The sequence below is a fragment of the Ruegeria sp. BI12 genome (assembly GCF_056537985.1).
The window spans coordinates 1,063,806-1,084,381 of the sequence record NZ_JBQFSL010000002.1; the positions used below are offsets into that span (position 1 = coordinate 1,063,806).

The 20,576-nt window shown below is 53.0% G+C and carries 18 protein-coding genes and 1 pseudogene; 13 read left to right on the top strand and 6 right to left on the bottom strand.

All coding sequences use genetic code 11. The annotated features are described in order from the left end of the window. Positions 1 to 19: 19 nt before the first annotated feature. Entirely contained in the window at positions 20 to 1,621 is a 1,602-nt protein-coding gene (locus ACR0AK_RS17955) for a xanthine/uracil/vitamin C permease (protein WP_480794363.1), read from the top strand. 63 nt (positions 1,622 to 1,684) lie between these two features. Further along, positions 1,685 to 3,031, top strand: a complete 1,347-nt coding sequence (gene guaD / locus ACR0AK_RS17960; RefSeq protein WP_480794364.1) for a guanine deaminase — start codon at positions 1,685 to 1,687, stop codon at positions 3,029 to 3,031. Between the two features lie 155 nt (positions 3,032 to 3,186). On the opposite strand, the gene ACR0AK_RS17965 is transcribed toward guaD, so the two are convergent. Continuing rightward, positions 3,187 to 3,414, bottom strand: coding sequence for a hypothetical protein (locus tag ACR0AK_RS17965; RefSeq protein WP_480794365.1), 228 nt, complete (start codon positions 3,412 to 3,414; stop codon positions 3,187 to 3,189). Positions 3,415 to 3,703: 289 nt separating this feature from the next. Here ACR0AK_RS17965 and pssD point away from each other — a divergent pair, with 289 nt between their 5' ends. Both pssD and pssE read left to right on the top strand, forming a co-directional pair. Beyond that, on the top strand, positions 3,704 to 4,210 hold the full coding sequence (pssD, locus tag ACR0AK_RS17970) for a PssD/Cps14F family polysaccharide biosynthesis glycosyltransferase (protein WP_480794366.1): 507 nt from the start codon (positions 3,704 to 3,706) through the stop codon (positions 4,208 to 4,210). Then, complete coding sequence (gene pssE, locus ACR0AK_RS17975; RefSeq protein WP_480794367.1) at positions 4,207 to 4,671, top strand: PssE/Cps14G family polysaccharide biosynthesis glycosyltransferase; 465 nt, start codon at positions 4,207 to 4,209, stop codon at positions 4,669 to 4,671. The genes pssD and pssE overlap by 4 nt, the downstream gene beginning before the upstream one ends. A 270-nt stretch (positions 4,672 to 4,941) precedes the next feature. Here pssE and ACR0AK_RS17980 read toward each other — a convergent pair. Then, positions 4,942 to 5,125, bottom strand: a pseudogene (locus ACR0AK_RS17980) (IS5/IS1182 family transposase); the annotation flags it as partial. A gap of 405 nt (positions 5,126 to 5,530) precedes the next feature. Here ACR0AK_RS17980 and ACR0AK_RS17985 point away from each other — a divergent pair. The 5 genes from ACR0AK_RS17985 to ACR0AK_RS18005 all read left to right on the top strand — a co-directional run bounded on the left by ACR0AK_RS17985 (position 5,531) and on the right by ACR0AK_RS18005 (position 12,290). After that, on the top strand, positions 5,531 to 6,949 hold the full coding sequence (locus ACR0AK_RS17985) for a phage head spike fiber domain-containing protein (RefSeq protein ID WP_480794368.1): 1,419 nt from the start codon (positions 5,531 to 5,533) through the stop codon (positions 6,947 to 6,949). A gap of 581 nt (positions 6,950 to 7,530) precedes the next feature. After that, on the top strand, positions 7,531 to 8,646 hold the full coding sequence (locus ACR0AK_RS17990; RefSeq protein ID WP_480794369.1) for a polysaccharide pyruvyl transferase family protein: 1,116 nt from the start codon (positions 7,531 to 7,533) through the stop codon (positions 8,644 to 8,646). Next, on the top strand, positions 8,643 to 9,953 hold the full coding sequence (locus ACR0AK_RS17995) for an oligosaccharide flippase family protein (protein ID WP_480794370.1): 1,311 nt from the start codon (positions 8,643 to 8,645) through the stop codon (positions 9,951 to 9,953). Before ACR0AK_RS17990 ends, ACR0AK_RS17995 begins: the two co-directional genes overlap by 4 nt. Positions 9,954 to 10,041: 88 nt before the next feature. Next, the gene (locus ACR0AK_RS18000) at positions 10,042 to 11,016 is read left to right on the top strand and encodes a glycosyltransferase (RefSeq protein ID WP_480794371.1); all 975 of its coding nucleotides are present in this window, start codon (positions 10,042 to 10,044) and stop codon (positions 11,014 to 11,016) included. 2 nt (positions 11,017 to 11,018) lie between these two features. Continuing rightward, positions 11,019 to 12,290 carry an O-antigen ligase family protein gene (locus ACR0AK_RS18005; RefSeq protein ID WP_480794372.1) on the top strand — a complete coding sequence of 424 codons (1,272 nt, stop codon included), beginning with the start codon at positions 11,019 to 11,021 and terminating at the stop codon, positions 12,288 to 12,290. Between the two features lie 237 nt (positions 12,291 to 12,527). Here ACR0AK_RS18005 and ACR0AK_RS18010 read toward each other — a convergent pair whose 3' ends face one another. Continuing rightward, the gene (locus ACR0AK_RS18010; protein WP_170560583.1) at positions 12,528 to 13,010 is read right to left on the bottom strand and encodes a MarR family winged helix-turn-helix transcriptional regulator; all 483 of its coding nucleotides are present in this window, start codon (positions 13,008 to 13,010) and stop codon (positions 12,528 to 12,530) included. 79 nt (positions 13,011 to 13,089) lie between these two features. On the opposite strand from ACR0AK_RS18010, the gene ACR0AK_RS18015 reads away from it, so the two are divergent. Beyond that, positions 13,090 to 13,974 (top strand): EamA family transporter, encoded by an 885-nt coding sequence (locus ACR0AK_RS18015; RefSeq protein WP_480794373.1) that lies wholly within the window; start codon positions 13,090 to 13,092, stop codon positions 13,972 to 13,974. A 4-nt stretch (positions 13,975 to 13,978) separates the two neighbouring features. Next, a complete protein-coding gene (locus tag ACR0AK_RS18020; protein ID WP_480794374.1) occupies positions 13,979 to 14,620 on the top strand; it encodes an NAD(P)-dependent oxidoreductase in 642 nt (213 codons plus the stop codon). Positions 14,621 to 14,712: 92 nt separating this feature from the next. Here the strand turns inward: ACR0AK_RS18020 and ACR0AK_RS18025 are convergent, their stop codons facing one another. Both ACR0AK_RS18025 and ACR0AK_RS18030 read right to left on the bottom strand, forming a co-directional pair. After that, a complete protein-coding gene (locus ACR0AK_RS18025; protein ID WP_170560586.1) occupies positions 14,713 to 15,453 on the bottom strand; it encodes an alpha/beta hydrolase in 741 nt (246 codons plus the stop codon). 230 nt (positions 15,454 to 15,683) lie between these two features. Beyond that, positions 15,684 to 16,604, bottom strand: a complete 921-nt coding sequence (locus ACR0AK_RS18030) for a tyrosine-protein phosphatase (RefSeq protein WP_480794375.1) — start codon at positions 16,602 to 16,604, stop codon at positions 15,684 to 15,686. A gap of 105 nt (positions 16,605 to 16,709) precedes the next feature. Here ACR0AK_RS18030 and ACR0AK_RS18035 point away from each other — a divergent pair, with 105 nt between their 5' ends. Next, entirely contained in the window at positions 16,710 to 17,621 is a 912-nt protein-coding gene (locus ACR0AK_RS18035; RefSeq protein ID WP_480794376.1) for a LysR family transcriptional regulator, read from the top strand. Between the two features lie 226 nt (positions 17,622 to 17,847). Here ACR0AK_RS18035 and ACR0AK_RS18040 read toward each other — a convergent pair whose 3' ends face one another. Beyond that, entirely contained in the window at positions 17,848 to 18,747 is a 900-nt protein-coding gene (locus ACR0AK_RS18040; RefSeq protein ID WP_480794377.1) for a LysR family transcriptional regulator, read from the bottom strand. 157 nt (positions 18,748 to 18,904) lie between these two features. Between ACR0AK_RS18040 and ACR0AK_RS18045 the strand changes: the two genes are divergently transcribed. Continuing rightward, the gene (locus ACR0AK_RS18045; protein ID WP_480794378.1) at positions 18,905 to 20,479 is read left to right on the top strand and encodes an arylsulfatase; all 1,575 of its coding nucleotides are present in this window, start codon (positions 18,905 to 18,907) and stop codon (positions 20,477 to 20,479) included. The last annotated feature ends 97 nt before the right edge of the window (positions 20,480 to 20,576 follow it).

Here is a 20,576-nt window from a genome sequence, read left to right on the forward strand (position 1 = left end):
ATCAGAGGAGGAGACCGTCATGGACGGGAGGACCTACGAATACAAGCTGTTTACCCGCAGCGATTTCAGCGCTTTTTGGGCGCTGTTTACTGACAACCTTGTCAACTTGCTGATCCTGTCTGGGGTCTGCCAGTTCGTTTTCCAAATGCCCGCGGACATTGTTTTCGGCCGCATCGTCCCTGGAGCCGCGATTGCGATCCTAGCGGGGGTCACAGTTTATACGTATCTCGCCAAATACGCGGCTTACAAACAGGGCAAAGATGTAACCGCCCTGCCCTATGGCATCTCGACGCCGGTTATGTTCGTCTACCTGTTTGGGGTGATCGGTCCTATCTATTGGGCAACCAATGACCCCATGCTTGCCTGGCAAGTCGGCATCGGAGCTGGCTTCATGGGCGGCATCGTTGCGGCATTGGGTGCCATTGTTGGCCCATACCTCAAGCGGATCACGCCACGCGCAGGTATGCTGGGTACGCTTTGCGGCATCGCCTTGGTCTTCATCGGTTCGGTCCCGCTGGCCGAAGTGTTCGAGAACCCCATCATCGGCTTTACCTCGCTGCTGTTTATCCTTTGGGGTCTGATCGGTCGTTTCCGCCTGCCGGGCAACATCCCTGCCGGTCTTGTCGCCATCGCTGCTGGTACAGTAATTGCCATTATTCTTGGTGAATCCAAAATCGACGTCAGCGGCATTGGCTTTTACCCGCCAATTCCTTATTTCGGTGACCTTATCGTCGGTGTTCAGTACCTGTTCGCCAACCCTGAGCTATTTCTGGTGCTGATCCCGGTGCAGATCTACAACTTCATCGAAACGATGAACAACGTGGAATCGGCCGAAGCTGCCGGGGATCATTACCCTGTTGGACTGTGCCAGGTGACGGATGGCGCGGGCACAATGCTGGGTGCTCTCTTTGGCTCGCCTTTCCCGACGACGGTTTACATCGGTCACCCCGCTTATAAACGGCTGGATGCCCATGCAGGGTATATCGTTGGCGTTGCCCTCGTGATCGCAGCAGCCGCCTTCCTCGGCTTCCTGTCCTTCCTCGCGGGCCTGATCCCGATTGCAGCTGCGGCACCTGTGTTGGTTTTTGTTTCTGTGAGCCTAATCACCAACACGGCTTGGGCTGTAAAACCAATGCACATGGCAGCCGTATCCTTTGCGATCCTGCCCCACATCTCGGCTTTCTTGATGGTCAAGTGGGGATCTCTGATGAACGCACTGCGCAGCAGCGGAGTCGAAGGCCTGCCCTCCTTGGGCGATGAAGGTCTGACCGCAGCCCTTCTCATGGAAGGTGCCCACTACGAGGGACATCTTGCCTTGAGCCAGGGTGCGATCATCACAGGACTGGTCTGGGGTGCAATCGTGGCCGACGTGATTGACGGCCGCTTCCGGATGGCAGGGGCGTTTGCCGCTGCAGGCGCGTTGATGTCTTCGGTTGGGATCATCCATTCCTACACGCTGCAGATGCCTCAATTCGACGGGATCACCATCGGCTATCTGATCATCGGTGCATTCCTTTACGTCTACCCGGTGTTCGCTCCCAAAGAGGACATCCAGCATCGCGTGATCGTACCGGATGAACCCGATATGATCGACGATGACTCACCTGCACAACAGGCCTGATCCATAGCGGGGCGGCCGAATAGCCGCCCCCTAGTTTTCACTCCCCAACATATGAGACCTTCCATGACACAGAGATTGCTTCGCGGTCGTCTGCTGACCTTTCATCGCGAACCCCAGAACGGCGAAGATTCCGGCGCATACACGTATCTCGAAGACGGTGCCCTGCTGATTCAGGACGGGATCATCCAGGATACCGGTCCCTTTACCGAGATCAGCGCGAAAGCCGGGGACGCGCCGGTGACAGACCATCGCCCCCACCTGATGATGGCGGGTTTCATCGACACGCATATCCACTTCCCACAAGTACAGGTGATCGCTTCATGGGGCGCGCAGCTTTTGGACTGGCTCAACAACTACACCTTCCCGGAAGAAACCCGCTTTGCCTCAGACGAACACAGTGCGCTCATGGCGCGCGCGTTCTTCGATCAGCTGGTCACCCACGGTACGACGACGGCGGTTGCCTATTGCTCGGTCCACAAGACGTCGGCGGATGCTTTTTTCACCGAGGCAACCAGACGAAACATGCGCATGCTCGGCGGCAAGGTCCTGATGGACCGCAATGCGCCCGAAGGGCTGCAGGACACACCGCAAACAGGGTACGATGACACCAAAGCCCTGATCGCCGACTGGCATGGAAAGGGTCGCAACGGCTATGTCATCACCCCTCGGTTTGCGATCACGTCCACGCCGGATCAGATGGCAATGGCTCAGGCGCTGGCGAAGGAGCATAAGGATTGTCACATCCAGACTCATCTATCAGAAAACAAAGATGAGATCGCCTTTACCAAGCAGCTTTACCCGCAGGCGCGCGACTATCTGGATGTTTACCAGTCTTATGGTTTGCTGGGTCAAAAGACACTGCTAGGACACTCCATTCATCTGGAACCACGTGAGATCGACGCTCTGGCAGAAACTGGCGCGCATCCTGTGTTTTGTCCGACATCAAACCTGTTCCTTGGAAGCGGCCTTTTTGACCACGGGGGTCTGAACGCGCGTGGTATCTCAAATGGAATTGCAACGGATGTGGGTGCAGGTACCAGCTATTCGATGCTGCAGACGCTCAACGAGGGTTACAAGATCCTGCAATTGCAAGGGCTGGCCCTACATCCACTGCAGGCCTTCCACTGGGCAACACTCGGAAATGCCTGCGTTCTTGGGATGGAAGACAAAATTGGGAACCTGAAACCCGGAACCGAGGCAGATATCATCGTTCTGAACGCGCGCAGCACCCCCGCCATGGAATTGCGCATGAACCGCGTTGGAAGTCTTGAAGAGGAATTGTTTGTTTTGCAGATGATGGGAGACGATCGCGCTATTGAGGAAGTATATGTTTCCGGATCACCTAGCAAGATTGCCCCTGACCAAAAAACCAAAACTCAGGATCAACAACAGTATAGCCAACTTGTCTGACTTTTTTCACCGCACTGCCTGCGTCAGACTAAGTTATCGACCGTTTAGTGAAGAACCATCTCTGGAAGAAAGGTTATCCAGGGGATGAGCGTTTCCGGGCCGGAAAGTACGCCAACTAGGACACCAGCCCGGATCGTCTTCCGAAATGGACCGATTCAAACCGGAACATCAAGAAACATAGTTTTGTTGTCCGGCAGGCCTTCGGTCACCATCACTTGCTTCGCGTTGAGGGCGCTGTAAGTACTGCTACGTGCCGCAGACCTGGATGTAGGCGCATCCGCGTGACAATCGTCGCTGGCACGCTTCGGGTGCACGTCGATGTGCTTGGTCAGTTCCGGACTAAACGTCCACACCCATCGATGCGCCATCGAGCGATCAACCATGACACTACGTTCGGCCAGCGGAGCGACAACGTCTCTGTAGGAAAGCGGATACCGCAGCTATCAACGAATGGCGTAAAATACGATGTCGCCGGGAAAACGGTGTTGTTTGAACGGGGATCTACGCGGCATGCTGAGCCTCAAAAACAACAACTTCCCCAAAGGCAAAATCCCCAATTGGGTCACTGAATTGGGGCTGATCATTGCGGCATGCGATGGACACTATCCCTCACTTTGACTAAAGACGAAAAAGTTCTGATTAAGATTGAGAAAAGTCAGGAATTTGAGGGCGGTGAGAAGATTTCTAAGAAAAAAGGAAGATAGTCAGGGCGATCAGGTGTTGTTGGTATTTGGTGAAGGCGGGCACAGGGAACAAATGGCACGCCTCGTGAAGTTGCTCGAGCTTGATGAAGCATTTTGTACTGCGATTGTAGATCGTTCTGGTATTTCCAATGGCATCGCGTCCGCTGAGCACGTGGTACAACCAATGAGAGAAAAGGAAGCCAAATCGTTCTTTCAATCCGTTTCCTTGGCCTTCAGGTCATTGAATCGACTGTTGTATATAGCAGCCACCTCTAAGTGCCGTGTTCTTGTATCAACGGGTCCAGGTATTGCAGTGGTTCCTGCATTGGTTTTCAGACTTAGAGGGCGCAAAGTGATTTACTTGGAGACTTGGAGCCGATTTTCCAGCAGATCGGCCACCGGCAGGTGTATGTACCGGATCGCTAACCTATTCTATGTACAAAATAAATCGCTTTTAGAACTATTCCCCACTGCCGGCTATTCGGGGCGGCTATGAAGTTTGTAACTACGGTTGGAACCACCGCTTTTGATAGCTTGATTGAAAAAGTGGACACACTGGCCGATAGGTTTGGGGAGTTTGAGTTTCTATCTCAAATTGGTCCCGGGACGTACCAGCCACACAATCATCCTTGGGTCACACTAGAAAAAAATTTCTTGTCCCGTCATCGCGATGCCATTCTCATAACGCACTGCGGTGCCGGTACGGTTTACTATTTGCTCGAGGAACGAATTCCCTTCATCGCGGTCCCAAATCTGGAACGCGCAGATACTCATCAAATCGAACTCGCACAGTTTTTGCACCAGAATTCCTATGCACCGGTCTGTTTCGACGTCGAGGATCTTTCAAAGCTATTTCAAAACCGGTCATGGGAGACTTTTTCATTTGCACCATATGAGAAAGACAGCTTTTTTCGAGCAGATGAGATACGCCAGAATATAAATCAATGGCTGAAATAGAGGAACTCAATTTAAGATTGAATGCCTAATTTTCCTTTCAAAACATAGCCCCAAACCGATCCCTTACTAGTTGATCGAAATTTATGTTCATAAAAGTGCGATTGGCGTCCATCTGTTTTCAGTTCGACCTCCATGAAACTACCAAGGTTAGTTCAAATCCGCGATAATTTCGGTCGATGTCACAGTTTTTAGGTTAGAAACCTTAACCAAACAGATGACGATCTCAGTGAGAGCAACTGCTGAAAAGCCATTGGCAAGCATTCATTAGCGCTTGCCTTGGCTGTCACAGGCAACATGCAGTTTGGCGTTCATGCCGCCCTGGGTCTACCAATCAGGCAGTCGTGTCCCCCTTTTTCGCTGCCATGCTGGTCGCGGTCCTGTGTGCCGTCAGTTGGGTCACGTCGATGGTCACGGTCTTTTCCTCGCGAAGCTTGGCAACCAAGCCGACCATCACCTACGCGAAGAAAGGGCACGCGCGGCGTTTCGCTCATTTCGGCCCAGGCGGCAGTGCATCTGTTATCAAGCTATGTTGCGTTGTTCCTAACCAAACAGACCTATTGCCTAACAGAAATGCAACGAAGTTCGGAAATCATCTCTGGAACCAAGAAATGAAACCGCACTTCGAGGGCTAACTGCCACGACACCTAGCTAATGCGCGCAACTGTGTGATCCAAATCTCTGATCACGCTGCTCCCTAAGTTTGATGGCAGTGCGGAAACTCCTGCAATGAAGTTACAATGCTCAACATGTTGGAAACCTAAAGATATGTCCCGCGCAATAGGCCTTAGCCGGGCGCAACGGGCTTCAATCAACGAAACGAGGTGTCAAACAATGAGTGAAATTAAAATGGGCAGTTACAATGATTAACATAGGTTTCTCCATTCCATCCGTGGCGGTTCGCAGTGCGCGTCGTGGGATTGGTAGCCTGAACCCGTTGGTGTGGTTCGACCCCTCCGATTTGCGCACTCTGTTTCAAGATGGTGCGGGCATCGCACCGGTAACAGGCCCGGGTCAGCGGGTCGGTTTGATGTTGGATAAGTCGGATAGCCTGGTACGCGGGCCGGATGTCGTTACAGACGGAGATTTCAGCGAGAGCGGGACGCATTGGGCAACAAACGGTTCCACTGCCCTGGTTGATAAAGGGGTGCGCATCTATTCACCTGATGGCTCTTACTCAAACGTCGCGCAGGCAAACGTTCTAACGATCGGAAAGTGGTACATCGTCGAATACACCGTGGCGGCATACGGCTTCGGTAGTTTGACTATCAGCGGAATGCCCGGAAACCCTTCATTGCCAGTCACTGTTGGTCGGCACAGTATCCTTCTACAAACTACTGTGGAGTATCTCAGCATCAAACGGCGGTCTGGTCCAGCTGATGTCACTATCGCGGATCTTTCAGTACGTGAAATCGCTGGGCACCATGCCGTGCAAAGCTTAAATACTGGCTACCGACCTACACTCGCGCGGCACCCAGCGAGCGGGATCAGGAACCTGTTGGACAATTCCCCGACCTTCGAAGGGTGGAACGAGAATGCCGGAATTCTATCGGCCAGTACCTTAGTAGCCAAAGAATTTGAGATGGTTAAACTGACCGCAAGGGCAGGACAAAATGGTCTAACATTTGTTGACCTACCCACGACCGCCGAGGAATTGCAGACAGTTACGTTCTCTATTATTGCGGCTGCAGCTGAGTATCCAATCCTTCATTTCACCGGAGGGAGTGGCTTTGCTGCCTCGCGCGGTGCTTTTGAGGTCGATTTGACGACGGGCGCGGTTCTTTCGGGTACGCCAATTGTACAAGACGTCGGTCGGGGATTGTACAGGGTTTCAACCCAACTAAACTGCACCGGTTCGGGTGACAAAAGCCTCCAGATTCAGCCCCGGGAACATATGGGGGTTGATGTAACGGGTGATGGAGTGAAGGGCATCCTCCTTGGGCAGGCACAACTCGAATTGGGCTCTGTAGCAACGCCATACCAGAACCGTCGCAATCGATATGACATCACTGAAATTGGAGAGCGTACGCTCTGGTATCTCTTGGATGATCAGGTTGAAGATAAGTTCGTTACTAGTTTTCCAGATTTAAGTTCGGATGCCACGGAGTATTGGGCAGATGAGACTGGCATTACAATCAAAGGCGCGCAGACTATTGGCGCGGGCGACAGGGTGCTGCCGGGTAGAGCGCGCCTCTACTCTTATGGGATTATCGATCGCCCTTTAACGGCACCGGAAACGGCGCAGCTGAGATGTTCTTTAAGTTTGAAATCGCTGACCTGAGCGTTGCACGCGGATAGAACGCTCTTAACGATCTCGCAGTGGACGAACCGACGGCAATCGCTTGGCGTTGTGCCCGACTCATTTGAGAACGGGCGCAAATTCGAGCGCGGAACGTCATCGACGTCTTCAATTGTAGTTGCTTGGAATCCGTTAAGGGCATGTGCCGCAGCGAAAACCGGATCGCGGTGCAGTGCTAGCAGTTCTCGCCCTTTTTGATTGCCTCAAACAGCGACATCGGCCTTATCGTCAGCGTGATACCCAAATGACAGCAGGGCTCAAGGTTTATGATGGCACGGCATTGCAACTGCGAAGCCAACGCAGAACGGATTCTTTGGCCAACTTAACTCGGTGGTACCGCGGAACTGGCTAAAAAAGAAACTGTTTTAAACAGCATTCTTTTGCTTTTTCAATGATACGACAGGCAAGTCGTGACGACCTGAATCTAAGTTGTGCAAACTGAAAATTTATGGGCGTTTAAACCAACGTCGAAACCGGAAATTTTGTAAGATAATCGTCTGTCCAAGGGGAACGAAAGCCGTTATATCCCGGCCCGAACAAACTGCTCTTTATGGGGTACCGTCTTGACCGGGCATAAAAAAATTCTTTTGCATGCTTCTTATTTTGCTCCAAATTTTGGCGACGTATTGCTGTGGCGCATCACTTTAAACCTGATAAAAAACTCATTTTCTTCCAGTGACGTATTGCGGGCCAACTTACCCGAAGCAATGCAGAGTGTTTATGATCCAGAAAATGAGACACGTCCTTTGGCGCGAGGAGAGACGCCTGACCTGACAGTCTTTGCTGGAGGTGGCTATTTCTGTCCCCCTGCCAAAGGCCAATTTAAATGGCATATCAGAAACTACTTCAAACGGCACCGCCGCGCCCTAAAAGCCGCCGCAAAGAGTAAGAATGTTATTTTTTTGGGCGTCGGCTTTGGACCCTTAGGAAACGGGATGATGGCCCGCGCGGTACGCGCCATTCCTACTCAGAACGTTTCATTGGCTTTGCTGCGCGATACAGAATCTCTGGAGTATTTTAAGGACTATTGTCAGGCATCGCTCGCAAACACCTGCGATGACTTGGCGTTTTCTCACCTTTCTGCAGAAGCCCAGCAACGCGAGCATATTTCATCCGACGACAATCTGATCGGTGTGCATATGGGAGACGCAGTTGCCGATCCTGAATGTCAGGACCTCTTTATTAAGACGCTGAAAGAGCTAAAAAAACGCAACGACTGGCGGTACCGGATTTTCATCGATTGCGACAATGAAAAAGCACGCGCCAGCATCCCGATTATCAAAGATATTGTCGGGTCAGAATACGAAACGGTTGTTTTCAAAGATAACCTCGACACTTTTTTGGACAGTATAAAGGAGTGTGGTCTTGTGATGACCACCAAATTGCACGTCGGCATTTGCGCTTCGGCAATGGGAGTCCCTGTCTTGTCGACACCTTCACATATCAAAACAGCCCGCTTCTATCGCAAGATTGATCTTGAAGAGGCCATTGTCTTGTCTCCGGAAGTCAGCGCAGAAATGGCGGTCGCTGATCGCTCCAAGCTACTGGCAAGCAAAGCTACACTGACAGCAGCCAGCAATAACTTCGACATAGTAACCAGATTATTGACTAGCGCTGTTTCGGCCGACCCATCACCGCCTTTCAAACCGATATCGGAATTGCATTTATCGGAACAATGAACAGCAAAAAACCGCCACTGCGGCAGGGCATTGGGAACGTCAACGCTCTTGGTCGCGGTATTCTCCGCATGTCATCAGGTGCGATGGGCGCGCGCGTCCTCGGCCTGCTCAGCCTCCCCATTTTGACACGGATCTACGCGCCCGAGGACTATGGGATCCTGGCGCTGTGCCTGGCGATCGGCCTGACGGCAGCGCCCGCAGCGGGCTTGGGCTTTTACTTAGCGATCCCCATTCCGCGAGCAGAGAAACACGCGTTCGAACTGGCGGCCGTTTCGCTTATCTCGACCGTGGTTAGCGTCAGTTTATGCCTGCTTGGATTTTTCCTGATCGTCGGAAGTTCAAACCCATTGTTGAGGTTTGAGGCTATAGCAACTGGCAGTCTAGTGATTGCCGTTGTGTGTACCGAACTTCTGACGCTCCTGGCATTGCGTCGCAAGGACTATCACTCGATCGCCACCTCACAGATTGCCAAGGCAGGGGTTGGCGAAGGTACAAAAATCTCGTTGGGTTTTTTAACTGCAAGTGGTCCCGGGCTGATCTTGGGTCAGCTTTTGGGCTATTGTGCGGGACTTTGGTATATTGGGCGCCTTTCCAGCGCCGGAAGAAATCTACGCGCTGCGCTTCGCTCGCCGATACGGCTCAGGAAAACCATGAAGCGCTACCAGTCATATCTAGTCTACCGAACGCCTGCGCAATTGCTGGCATCTTACGGTGTACAGGCACCGGTGCTTTTTGTTTCGGCGCTCTACACACCCGCTGCCGCAGGGCAGTTATCCTTGGCTATCATGAGTCTTTCGCTACCGGTTAACTTGATTGGGCAAAGCCTTAGTCGGGTGCTTTATGCCGAGTTGGCTTCTATTCGGCATGATCGCCGTGGCTCGGAAGAGGCGGTCAAGGCAATAAAATATGTCCTGCTGCGCGCTGCCGCCGTTGGCGCGCCCTGTGCCGTGTTTTTGTGGTTTTTTGCCGAGCCCACTTTCGGTTTTGTGTTCGGCGAAGAATGGCGCCTTGCCGGACAACTTTCCTCGGCGCTTTCGGTCTACTTATTTTTCCAGTTCATCACCTATCCCGCAATGGTCATTCTAAATTTCGCAGGCGGTCAAGCGGCCATTCTTAAGATCCATTTGCAGCGCGCCATGGTCAGTTCAGGCTTATTGGCCGGAGGTGCGCTGGCCGGGTTGGGCGTTCTGGAAACGGTCCAGATTTTTGCCTGGGGGCTTGCATTGCACTACGCCATCACGATCGCGGTGATCTGGTTTTGGAGATTGAAGAACAGCTTAAACTCCGGAGATTGGCAGGACGATTGAGAGCAATGATCAGTAACACATTGTTTGCCACCGATTACGCAGTGGTTCACTCGCGGAAAAACCACCCTTCTACTGCAAAGAGGCTTTCATGAAGATCTTGCACGTCACCAATGCCTGGCCCAATGAAAATAACCCGATAAAAGGGATATTTATTCGCGAACAGATCGAAGCGCTACGCGGCTTTGGGGCAGATATTGACGTGGAAGTCATCGATGGATCCAGCGGGAAGTCTGCCTACCTTAAAGCGGTTTCGAAACTGCGTTCGCTCAAGGGGCAGTATGACATCATTCACACGCACCATGTATTGACCGGGCTGATTGCAGTCGCCGCAGGAATTGGCCGCGACAAGCACGTTACCTCTTTCCTGAATGGGCGGGGAACCAACATCCTGCGCATCCCCACGGGTCTTTCGAAAACCCTTGAACGTTTGCTGTCCAGATGCACTGCAGTGAACATCTTCAAAAACGACAGCTTCACCGATATCCGCCGCCCGCAAGATGTCACGATTGCTAATGCCGTTGATCCCGAACAGTTTCAGATCGTCGAAGCAGGGCAAGCGCGCCACGTCCTAAGGCTCGAAGGGTCTGCCTTCCGACCTCTTTTCGTCTCGGCCAACAATCTCCACAGACCGGCAAAGCGCCTCGACCGGTTTGAAGAAATTGTTGGCAAACTGCCTGAGCACGGCATCCAATGCGAACCGCTTTACCTAAGTAATGAGCCCAGAGATCGGGTGCCCTACTTTTTCAATGCCGCGGACGCGTTAGTTATCACCTCCGAGCATGAAGGCTCGCCCAACGCCGTGAAGGAGGCCCTGGCGGTCGGTTTGCCAGTGGTATCAACACGCGTTGGTGACGTGCCCATGCAGACCCAGGGTGTGTCGGATAGCATAGTTTTGGATCCATTTGACGTTGATGCCTTTTGCGCGCATATCGCAGACATCGTGCGCAACCCGAAAGCTGATCGGGCACAGCGGCGTGCACAATATCTGGCGCACGCCAACGGGCCAATGGACGCGGCCGAGCGTATTCTGAAGATTTATCGAAACGTATCGGAGTCAGTTTAAGTATGAGTCTCAATAGGGCAGGATTGATAGGTATCATTGCCTTTGCAGGTTCAACAGGACTGCTGCCCTTGGCAGTGGGCGCTTTGTTGCTGTTGCCCGCCCTTGTTGTCAGCTTTGTGAAGATCTTCGAAGGTAGCCTTCGGTTCAACACAAAGTCCCTTACGGCTTTTGTTGCCGCGACGCTTTGGATCGCGATGATCTGGATATCAAGCTTTACAGGCGGGCTGACAGAGTACCATTCTGAGGACTCCTTTCAGTCTGCTTTGCGGTTTACCGGTTCGTTCGTCATTTTTGTGATGGCCTATTCCATGGGACAGCGCGATGTGCCCTCCCTTTTGTTCGGCTTTGTAGTTGTCTCGGCGTTACACGCAGCAATTGCAATTGGGCAGTCTTATCTTGGTCTCGCCGCAAATATCCACGGACAGGACCGCGCCTCTGGTGCGCTGACACCCAATGTGCTGTCAAATCTGCTTGGTTTTGGATTGATTTGTTGGGTTGCCTTGTGGGTCCAACTGATCCCCAACTCGGTCGGTAGGCGAAAACTTGTGGTAACAGGGGTGCTGATTGCCGCAGGAATGGTCGTGGCGGGGACCTTGAAGAACATCGTGGTTCTGGCGGCCATTCTAAGCGCTTATTACGTACTTTCATCCAAGCGTGAGATCGTTCCCAGAGCGATCCTCTTTGTAACGGTTTTGATACTGGCCAGCCCGTTGATTCTGATGTCGGAACGCATCGTATTGCGTGCACTAGATTCTTTCCGCACTCTTTTCAGTTACTTGGGGTGGGTCCCGTCCTTTTCCTCAACTGTCGAGGCAACCGATTCACTACTTTGGCGCTATCGGCATTGGGAGTTGCTGATTTCGGATTGGATGCAAAACCATTTCCTCACCGGATCCGGCATCGGGCAAGCCAGAAACATGGCGGGGGTGCGCGCCTTTTACAACGAAGATGCAACCGCACACAGTGATTGGGTGGCGGTAATGGTCGAGGGCGGTGCACTATTCATGCCCATATGGGTCGGGTGTGTGTTGATCATATATCTGTGCGTTTTCAGCGCCGTCAAACGCGTGGGCGAGCGTCACTTGTTCATTTTGCTGCTGACATACCTCTATTTCATCATGATCGCTGGGAATGTGGTGTACACAATTCCATTCCTCTACTTTCTCTGGGCGTTAATGGGTGTGCTTCTTGTACCGCAGCACCTCAGCAAAAGAGTTCCATTCCCATCACCAGATATCCATCTGCGAAGTCAATTTCAGCGAGGGACGGAATAGCTTTCACTAAATTGAGGGCTTTTGCCGGGTTGGAAAACCCCTCCGGATGTCACTTAGGCAGTCCATCTTTCGCCGAGAAATCTGCCGTCAGGGATTTAAGGTCCGGCCGCACTTTGCAGGTTGAAATTAAGTAGAGCGGAAGGCCAAATCCGGCACTAAATTTGGTTTTCACAGCGCGATCATTGCGACCAATTTACTAAGGTCAGGACGGATCTGGATTATGTCGCAAACCAGCTTTTATTCCAATGCCGCAGAAAGCGTTCTGAGGAGTAGGTTGAGCTCGTCCCGTTGCACCTCAGACAAACCGCTCATCAATTGGTGTTGCGTCTTTACGTGATCGCTGACCGCGGCATCAATTCTCGCAAATCCGCTTTTGGTGAGACGAATGAGAAACCCCCGCCCATCTTCTGGGTTTACAACCCGCTCCACCAAGCCTGCTTTGACCAGCTGATCCACCCGGTTGGTCATAGTCCCGGACGTAACCATCGTCAGATCCAACAGCTCGCCCGGGGACAATCCTTCCGGTTTTCCGGATCTCCGCAATGTCGCAAGCACGTCGAAACTGGCGGCGTTTAGACCGTGTAGCTTCCAAGTCTTTTCCATCCCCCTTCGCAAGTCCACAGCAATGCGTGCCAGTCGGCCGATGGCTTCCATCGGTCCGACGTCCAGGTCCGGTCGCGCCTTGTTCCATTGTGCAATGATAAGGTCCACATGATCCATGTCTCATGGGTAATCGGATTTTATCTTGACGTCAAGATTTTGACTATTATCTTGACGTCAAGATAAATGAGGATTCGCCATGAAACACCGTTTCGATGTCGCGCTGACGGCCATCGCACCGCTAATCTGGGGCAGCACCTATTTTGTAACGACAGAGCTCCTGCCAGAAGGCTATCCGGTCACAATGGCCGCATTGCGGGCCTTACCAGCCGGACTGTTGCTGCTGTTCCTATCACGCCAGTTACCGCATGGGGTCTGGTGGATCCGTGTTTTCGTGCTTGGCGCGCTCAACTTTACCCTGTTCTGGTCTCTGCTGTTTGTGGCCGCCTACCGGCTGCCCGGCGGCATCGCCGCAACGGTCGGTGCAGTGCAGCCGCTGTTCGTGGTTTTTCTCGCGTCGATTTTGTTGGGTTCCAAAATCGGGATCACGGCAATCGTTGCCGCGTTGTTGGGTATTGCCGGTGTCGGCCTTCTGGTACTTGGCGGTGGCGGAGCACTGGACCCCGTTGGACTGGCTGCCGGGATTGGCGGGGCAGTTTCGATGGGTGCTGGCACGGTATTGACCCGGAAGTGGCAACCGCCGGTCAAACTGCTGACATTTACCGCCTGGCAACTCACAGCAGGAGGGCTGTTGCTATTGCCGCTTGCAATAATGCTCGAGCCGCCATTGCCGGTCCTGAGCGCACGGAATCTCGTCGGGGTATCTTATCTGGGCATAATCGGGGCCGCTCTGACGTACGTCCTGTGGTTCCGCGGTATTGCCCGTATCAATCCGGCGTCTGTCTCGACGCTTGGGTTCCTCAGCCCATTGTCCGCCGTCCTGATCGGTTGGGTTCTTTTAGGCCAAAGTCTTACAATTTGGCAGATCGCTGGAGCAGGAATTGTTTTGACTGCCGTCTCGCTGGGGCAAACCTCTTCCCGATCATCCCCTCCCCCCGTCTCAATTCTTGCAACTCAAAGGTAATCCAATGAAAATTATCGTCTTTGGCGCAACAGGCGCTGCCGGATCGCGCATTGTCTCCGAGGCCGTCGCACGCGGTCATCAGGTCTCTGCCGCCGTAAGAAATCAAGAGCGGCTCGCCAAGCTGCCCAACAACGTACAAGGGCACATCGTAAACGTCAGCGACCCATCGGCCGTTGCAGACGCGATGTCGGGTCATGATCTTGCAATTAGTTCTCTTCGGTCCCCAAGTGGTCACGAGGGCAAGGTTGTTTCCCTTACAAAATGCATTTTGGACGGCGCTTCTCGGGCAGGTATCCGGATCATCATAGTAGGCGGCGCAGCCCGCCTGCGCCTGCCTGGCGGAAGCCCGCATACAGTTCTTTCCGATCCGGATTTTCTGCCTGAAAGCGTTGTTCCCACCGCGCGTGCCTCGTTCGCGCAGGCCGAGCTGTGCCGCAGCAATGACGACGCGAATTGGACCTATGCCAGCCCTTCAGCGTTGTTGCAGCCCGGCGAACGCCGTGGAACCTACAGGATCGGCGCCGACACCCTTTTGGTCGACGAAGAGGGCAACTCGGAAATATCGATGGAGGATTTCGCTGTCGCGTTGCTGGACGAAGCGCAGAACGCGCGGTTCGAACGGGCTTCTTTCACGGCAGGGTATTAAGCGGCCTGACATTTCACTTCCTGCTTCAGCGCCCTGCCGGACTGCAGTTCGGCAGGGCGCAATAATTTCATCACCGACAAGTGAACGGCAAGTTATGAACAGGAAGGCTGCGTTTCAGAACTTGCAATCCGATCAAGCTCATCGGCCACCAGCAAAGGTGCAAGAACCATTGCGTCATGACCGGTTGCGATCTGCGTAATTGGCCAGTTTTTCTGCTGAGCCCGAACGAGCGCAAGATTGGCGGGTGGATAAGATGGATCAGCGCATTGGATGTAGTGAACATCCATCCCATCGCCAGCAGGACGGTCAAGCCTCAACGCGGTTGTCATCGTGGCAAATGGATGTGGCGTGAGGCGGTCTTTGATGAACGCAACGTCTTCGTCTTTGATCACACCCATAGCACCTGGTTTCGCAGGCGGCAGGGTGAGTCCACCGCTGCTGGATTGCGCCATGTCTGATCGCGCCTTCGCAATTTCAGGGGCCAAAAGACCCAACCAGGTTTCACCGGATTCAAGGATCGCACCATCAAGGTAGATCAGCTTTGCTATCTTGTTTGCTATCCTGTCAGCGACGCCGGTAACGGTCGCGCCTCCGAAGCTATGGCCAACCAAAACAACATCCTGCAATTGCTCAAAATGCACGTGTTGCACGATATCCTCGACGAATGTTGCCAGCGTGATATCCTTGGTCAGCAAATGGGATCGTTCCCCTACCCCCGTATTGGTCGGTGTTTCCACTCGATATCCCCGTTTTCTCAGGATTTCGGCCACACGCGACCAACACCAACCGCCGTGCCAAAGCCCGTGAACAAGAACAAACGTCTGCGGCTTCATGGAAACTTTACCTTCACTTGGGAACTACCTTCACAAGGTATGCCTCAAAGGCACATTGGCCAAATGGATTCATTGCCGCAATCGAAAGTAACGGATCCAGCCCAGAAGGCCCCGTTGCATGGCTGACTCAACGCGCACAATGACCAAACAACTCACGTCCGACCTTGTCCTTGCAGATTTGGCAGAGGACCGGCGGCCTCAATTTGGTTTTTCTGGGGTTTAAGGGTTTCTCAGTTCTGAACGAGCAGGTTTTGTCTGATCGCCTCGACCTCTTCATCGCTGATACCGAGAATATCGCGACGGTATGCTTCGAAAGAGCCGTGCGCATCTTTGACGGCCTGTAGCGACGCCTCGATTTGCTCGGGATGCGCCCCAAAAGCCGGGCGCAAGGAGTGTGGGCCATTTCCAACAAGCTGTTCCAATTCGTCATAGGTAAAGGCATTAGTGGTGAGGTAGTCGCGCAATACATCCTCTTCAGAATAGCCCAAAATCAACATTGTGACTGCGGCCATATATCCCGTTCGGTCCTTTCCTCCGGCGCAATGAAAGAGCAGCGGAAAGTTGTTCGCATCAGTGAGCAGATGCAGGAACCGCGACACCTGTGGATCAAATTTGGTCGCAAAGCCCCTGTAGCGGTCGATCCTGATCTGGCGCAGATCGACATCGTGTTCCGCAAGCAGCTGATCGATTTCGTTGAACTTGCCGTCAAACCACATCGGACGGATCTGCGCTGCGATCTCGATAGGCATGATCTTGGCGATATCGGCCGGGTCTGACCCTATGGGCAGACTAACGGTGAAATCCACCGAAGGAATCTGCGCGTTCGGATGTGAATACAACTCTTCTGGGGTCCGCAGATCGACCACCGTCTCAATGCCGAGATCGTTCAATTCTGCGATCGCGGTATCCGACAACTCATCCAACTGGTCGGACCGAAATAACACACCGGGCTTAACCCCCGCATCGGGGGTTGTCAGCTCACGAAAGTTCTCAAGCCCTTCAATTGGATGGCCGACACTTACGTCTTCACACATTGCTGGCAGGGCAATGTCCAAAGCGGTGTCACAAGCAGTTGTTTGCGAGGTCGCTGCGCCGGCGGCAATCGTGCATGAAATTGCCAAGGCCAAGCTCAGTAGTGATTGCGATTTCATATCGTGTGTCCTCAAAACAATTATCTGTTGATCCGCCGACCTTTAATAAGAGGTAAAGCCGATATAGAAAGTTAAACTCCATAGTAAAATCCGATGGAGTTGCGAATGCCTGAAATCGAACAACTACGCGCTTTTGTAACCCCAGTTGAGTGTGGTTCGTTCTCGGCGGCCGCGCGAAAGTTAGGCAAGGCACAATCTGCCGTCAGTGCGACGATCGCAAATCTGGAAATCGACTTGGATCTGTCCCTGTTTCATAGGGATGGGTATCGCCCCGTGTTGACAGAAGCCGGTGATTCAGTGCTGAAACACGCAAAGTCGGTGCTAAACAGCATGGACATGCTTCAAGGGCAAGCCGAAGTCCTGAGCGGGTCAGTCGAACCCAAATTCTCCTTTGTTATCGAAGATGGCTTGTTGGTGGATCGGGTTCGAAGATTGCTTTTAGGCATAGATGATGCGTTCCCTAGCCTCGAACTCAGGGTGGAGCAGCTTTCGAGAGCTTCTATTCTGGAGGCATTTAAGGCAGGCGATGCAGACGCTGCTTTTATGTGTGGGGCACCTAAAGATACACACAACTCCAAATGTCTGGGCGTCGGCTTTCAAAGGGTCGTGCCAGTATGTCATGTCAGCCATCCGTTGGCCAAGTTGGCAACCGTGGGACGGGAAGATCTGACCCAATATCGCCAGGTGGTGGAACAGAGTTCAAAGCCGTCAAGCACGGATCAACGCATGTTCAGCCCGGACATCTGGATCGCTAGTACCCCGACCACCAGAAAGTCATTGGTTATGGATGGTCTTTGCTGGGGCGAGTTACCCGTCGTTTCGGTGGAACAAGAGGTCCTGCGCGGCGAGTTAAAGGTTCTTGAGTACAAGTTTGCGCAGAACGCTATCCTGAAAACCGTCGACTTCCTCACAACCAACATGACTGACCAAGGACCTGTGACGAGATGGATGACAGGCGAAATCACCACCTGGGATCAGCGCGCCTGGATTGGTAACCACCAGATGGGCAAGAGGTAGCGAAGCCAAAACTTGAGTGTAGGAAGCACGCTCATCCATTTTTCGCGGCCCACATGTTATTGCTTGCATGCTCGCCGCGTCCGTTACAAATGGACGTTTTCCGCATGTTGCGACCTGCGGAAAACGGAACTTCAGCAGAACTACCCTAGTCACCAAAGCGACTCCCTGTGTCCCCCCCCAAAAAAAAGGATTTCGGTTGGGCGTTTTTCAGGCCTTACGTCACCGTTCAAGCCCGATGCTTAGCAAGTTCATTCCAACAGATTTCAAGAGCAGCCGAAGTGTTCTGGGACTTGCGCGCCGCGCAGATGTTCCAAGTTAGGTTCTGCTTCATAGAAAGTGGTTTTACTTTCTTGGCGTCTATCAGCTCCGCAAAAGTATCCGGCATCCCTCCCACGATGAAGTCTGGTTGCGCCAACAATCCGGTCAGGAAATTGTAGTCATCGCATTCGACATCCGGCAAGGCATTGACCCTGCTGGCAGCCTCGGTGTCGCCACCCAATGACCTAATTAGCGTTGCCTTCCAATGTTTGTGCAGGTGTGGCGAGGCAAATGGATATTCGAAAACCCGGGCTATATTGCTCGGACCTCTTTTGTGAATTTCATGATCTCTATGTGCGACGAACTGGATCTCTTGTTTTTCCATCACCATGATTTCGACATTGTCGGCTTCAGGTGTGTAGGTCAGATCTCCTACAAAAACATCAAACTGCCCCGCCTGCAATAAATCGAGTGGACGCGCATACGCGCTTACGAGAATTTTGAAACGCAGATCAGGCAAAAGTTCACGTACGGATTGCATTACTGGCAGGATCATAGCTCTTGTCGTTAGCGGCCCGCACCCAATACGCAATGTGCCAGGGCCGTTTTCACGCAAGCTGGCCACACGGGTCGCATACCGCTTTTGGTCTGCTTGCAAGTCCCTGGCGATCGGCAGAAACTCCTGACCTGCCCGCGTTAGCGTACTGCTGTTGCGGCTTCGGTGAAACAATACCACCCCTGTATGTTCTTCAGCCTGTCCGATGTAGCGGGACAAAGAGGCATTCGACACACCCATCGCGCGGGCCGCATTTTGGAAACTGCCTGTTTCAGCCAATGTCAGAAAGGCGGTCAGGGCGTTGTCATTCATCAATCGACCTAGATCATTTCAAGTTTCGGTCCTTAGTTTTCATAATGTGAAATCTTAGTAAAGCACTGTTGCCGCAACAAAGTTTCGATCGCTATCCCTGAGCATTACCCACTTCGCCGCATTGCCGGTGTCGTCCTTCTTTTCCGCAGAGGTAAAAATGTTCAACCTTCGATCCATTGCGGTTTCAGCCACGGTAGCCACAACTTCGGTCTGTGCTCCGCCTGCCTTGGCTGAAACCGACCAACCCAATATCCTTGTCATCATGGCCGACGATGTGGGGTGGGCCAGCCTTGGCAGTTACCATCAGGGTGTCAAAAGCATCAAAACCCCTAACCTCGATCAATTGGCTGCCGACGGCATGCGCCTGACGGACTATTATGCGCAACCAAGCTGCACAGCGGGGCGTTCGGCCTTTATTACGGGTCAGTTGCCGGTTCGTACGGGGATGCATACGGTCGGCTTGCCCGGAGATCCAGAAAAGGGTCTAAGCGAAGATGATCCGACCTTGGCCATTATGTTGAAGACCCTTGGCTATACAACCGGTCAATTCGGCAAAAACCATCTGGGCGACATGAACAAGTTTCTGCCGACCGTGAAGGGTTTCGACGAATATTGGGGCTGGCTCTATCACCTGAATGCGATGGAATACACGTCCGATCCGGACTGGCCCAGCGATCAGAGATTCAACAACACTTTTGGCCCAAGGAATATTATCCACGCTTACGCCACCGACACAGTGGACAATACCGTAGACCCGCGCTGGGGCTTGGTCGGAAAGCAACGCATCATCGACGATGGCCCCGCCCCGCCCGAGCGGCAAAAGACCCTGGATGACGAAGTTACAGCACATACGCTGGATTTCATCGACCGCGCCGTTGAAAGCGAAACGCCGTTCTTTGTCTGGATGGCGCCGGCACGGGCGCACGTCTGGACGCACCTTAGCCCGGAATACGAGGCTATGCTTGGCGACGGTCGCGGGCTGCAAGACGTTGTAATGAAGGAACTTGACGACAACGTGGGAAAAGTCATGGCCCGGTTGGAAGAGCTGGGTGTCTCTGACAATACAATTGTTGTCTTCACATCCGATAACGGCCCTGAAACCATGACTTGGCCCGATGGGGGAACAACACCGTTCCACGGTGAAAAGGGAACAACCTGGGAAGGTGGTTTTCGCGTCCCCGCGATCATTCGCTGGCCTGGTGAGATCCCCGCCGGAACCGTGAGCAACGGGATCATTGCAGGGCTTGATTGGATGCCCACACTGGTCGCTGCCGCTGGTGGGCCCGAGGATTTGCCCGGCGCATTGCTTGAAGGCCATGAGGGCTATCAGGTGCATCTGGATGGCTACAACCAGTTGTCTTTCCTAACAGGCAAAGGTGACAGCAACCGCGACGAGATCATCTACTACGAAGGTCCGGATCTGCAAGCTGTACGGCATGGTGACTGGAAAGCACATTTCACGATACAAACCGAAGGCTGGGCTGGCCCCAAAGAAGAGCTGAACGCTCCGCTCCTCTTCAACCTGCGCCGCGATCCGTACGAAAAAGCCGCGGAAGAGTCCGGGATGTATACAAGGTGGATGGGCAACAAGATGTGGGCTTTCGGCCCTGCCGCCAAAATCGTCCAAAATCACTTGTCCACATTCAAGGAATATCCTCCTAGGGGGTCTGACGTAACAAACCAATCCCACGTCGAAGAACAGATCTCGACCGAAGGAGGAATGTCACAGTAGAAAAGAACCACTCGGGAGGCATCAACGGCTGCCTCCCGTTCCTTGTGAACTGCGTGCGAAAGTACCTGCGAAAGAAGTTACATTCAGCGCTGCATGA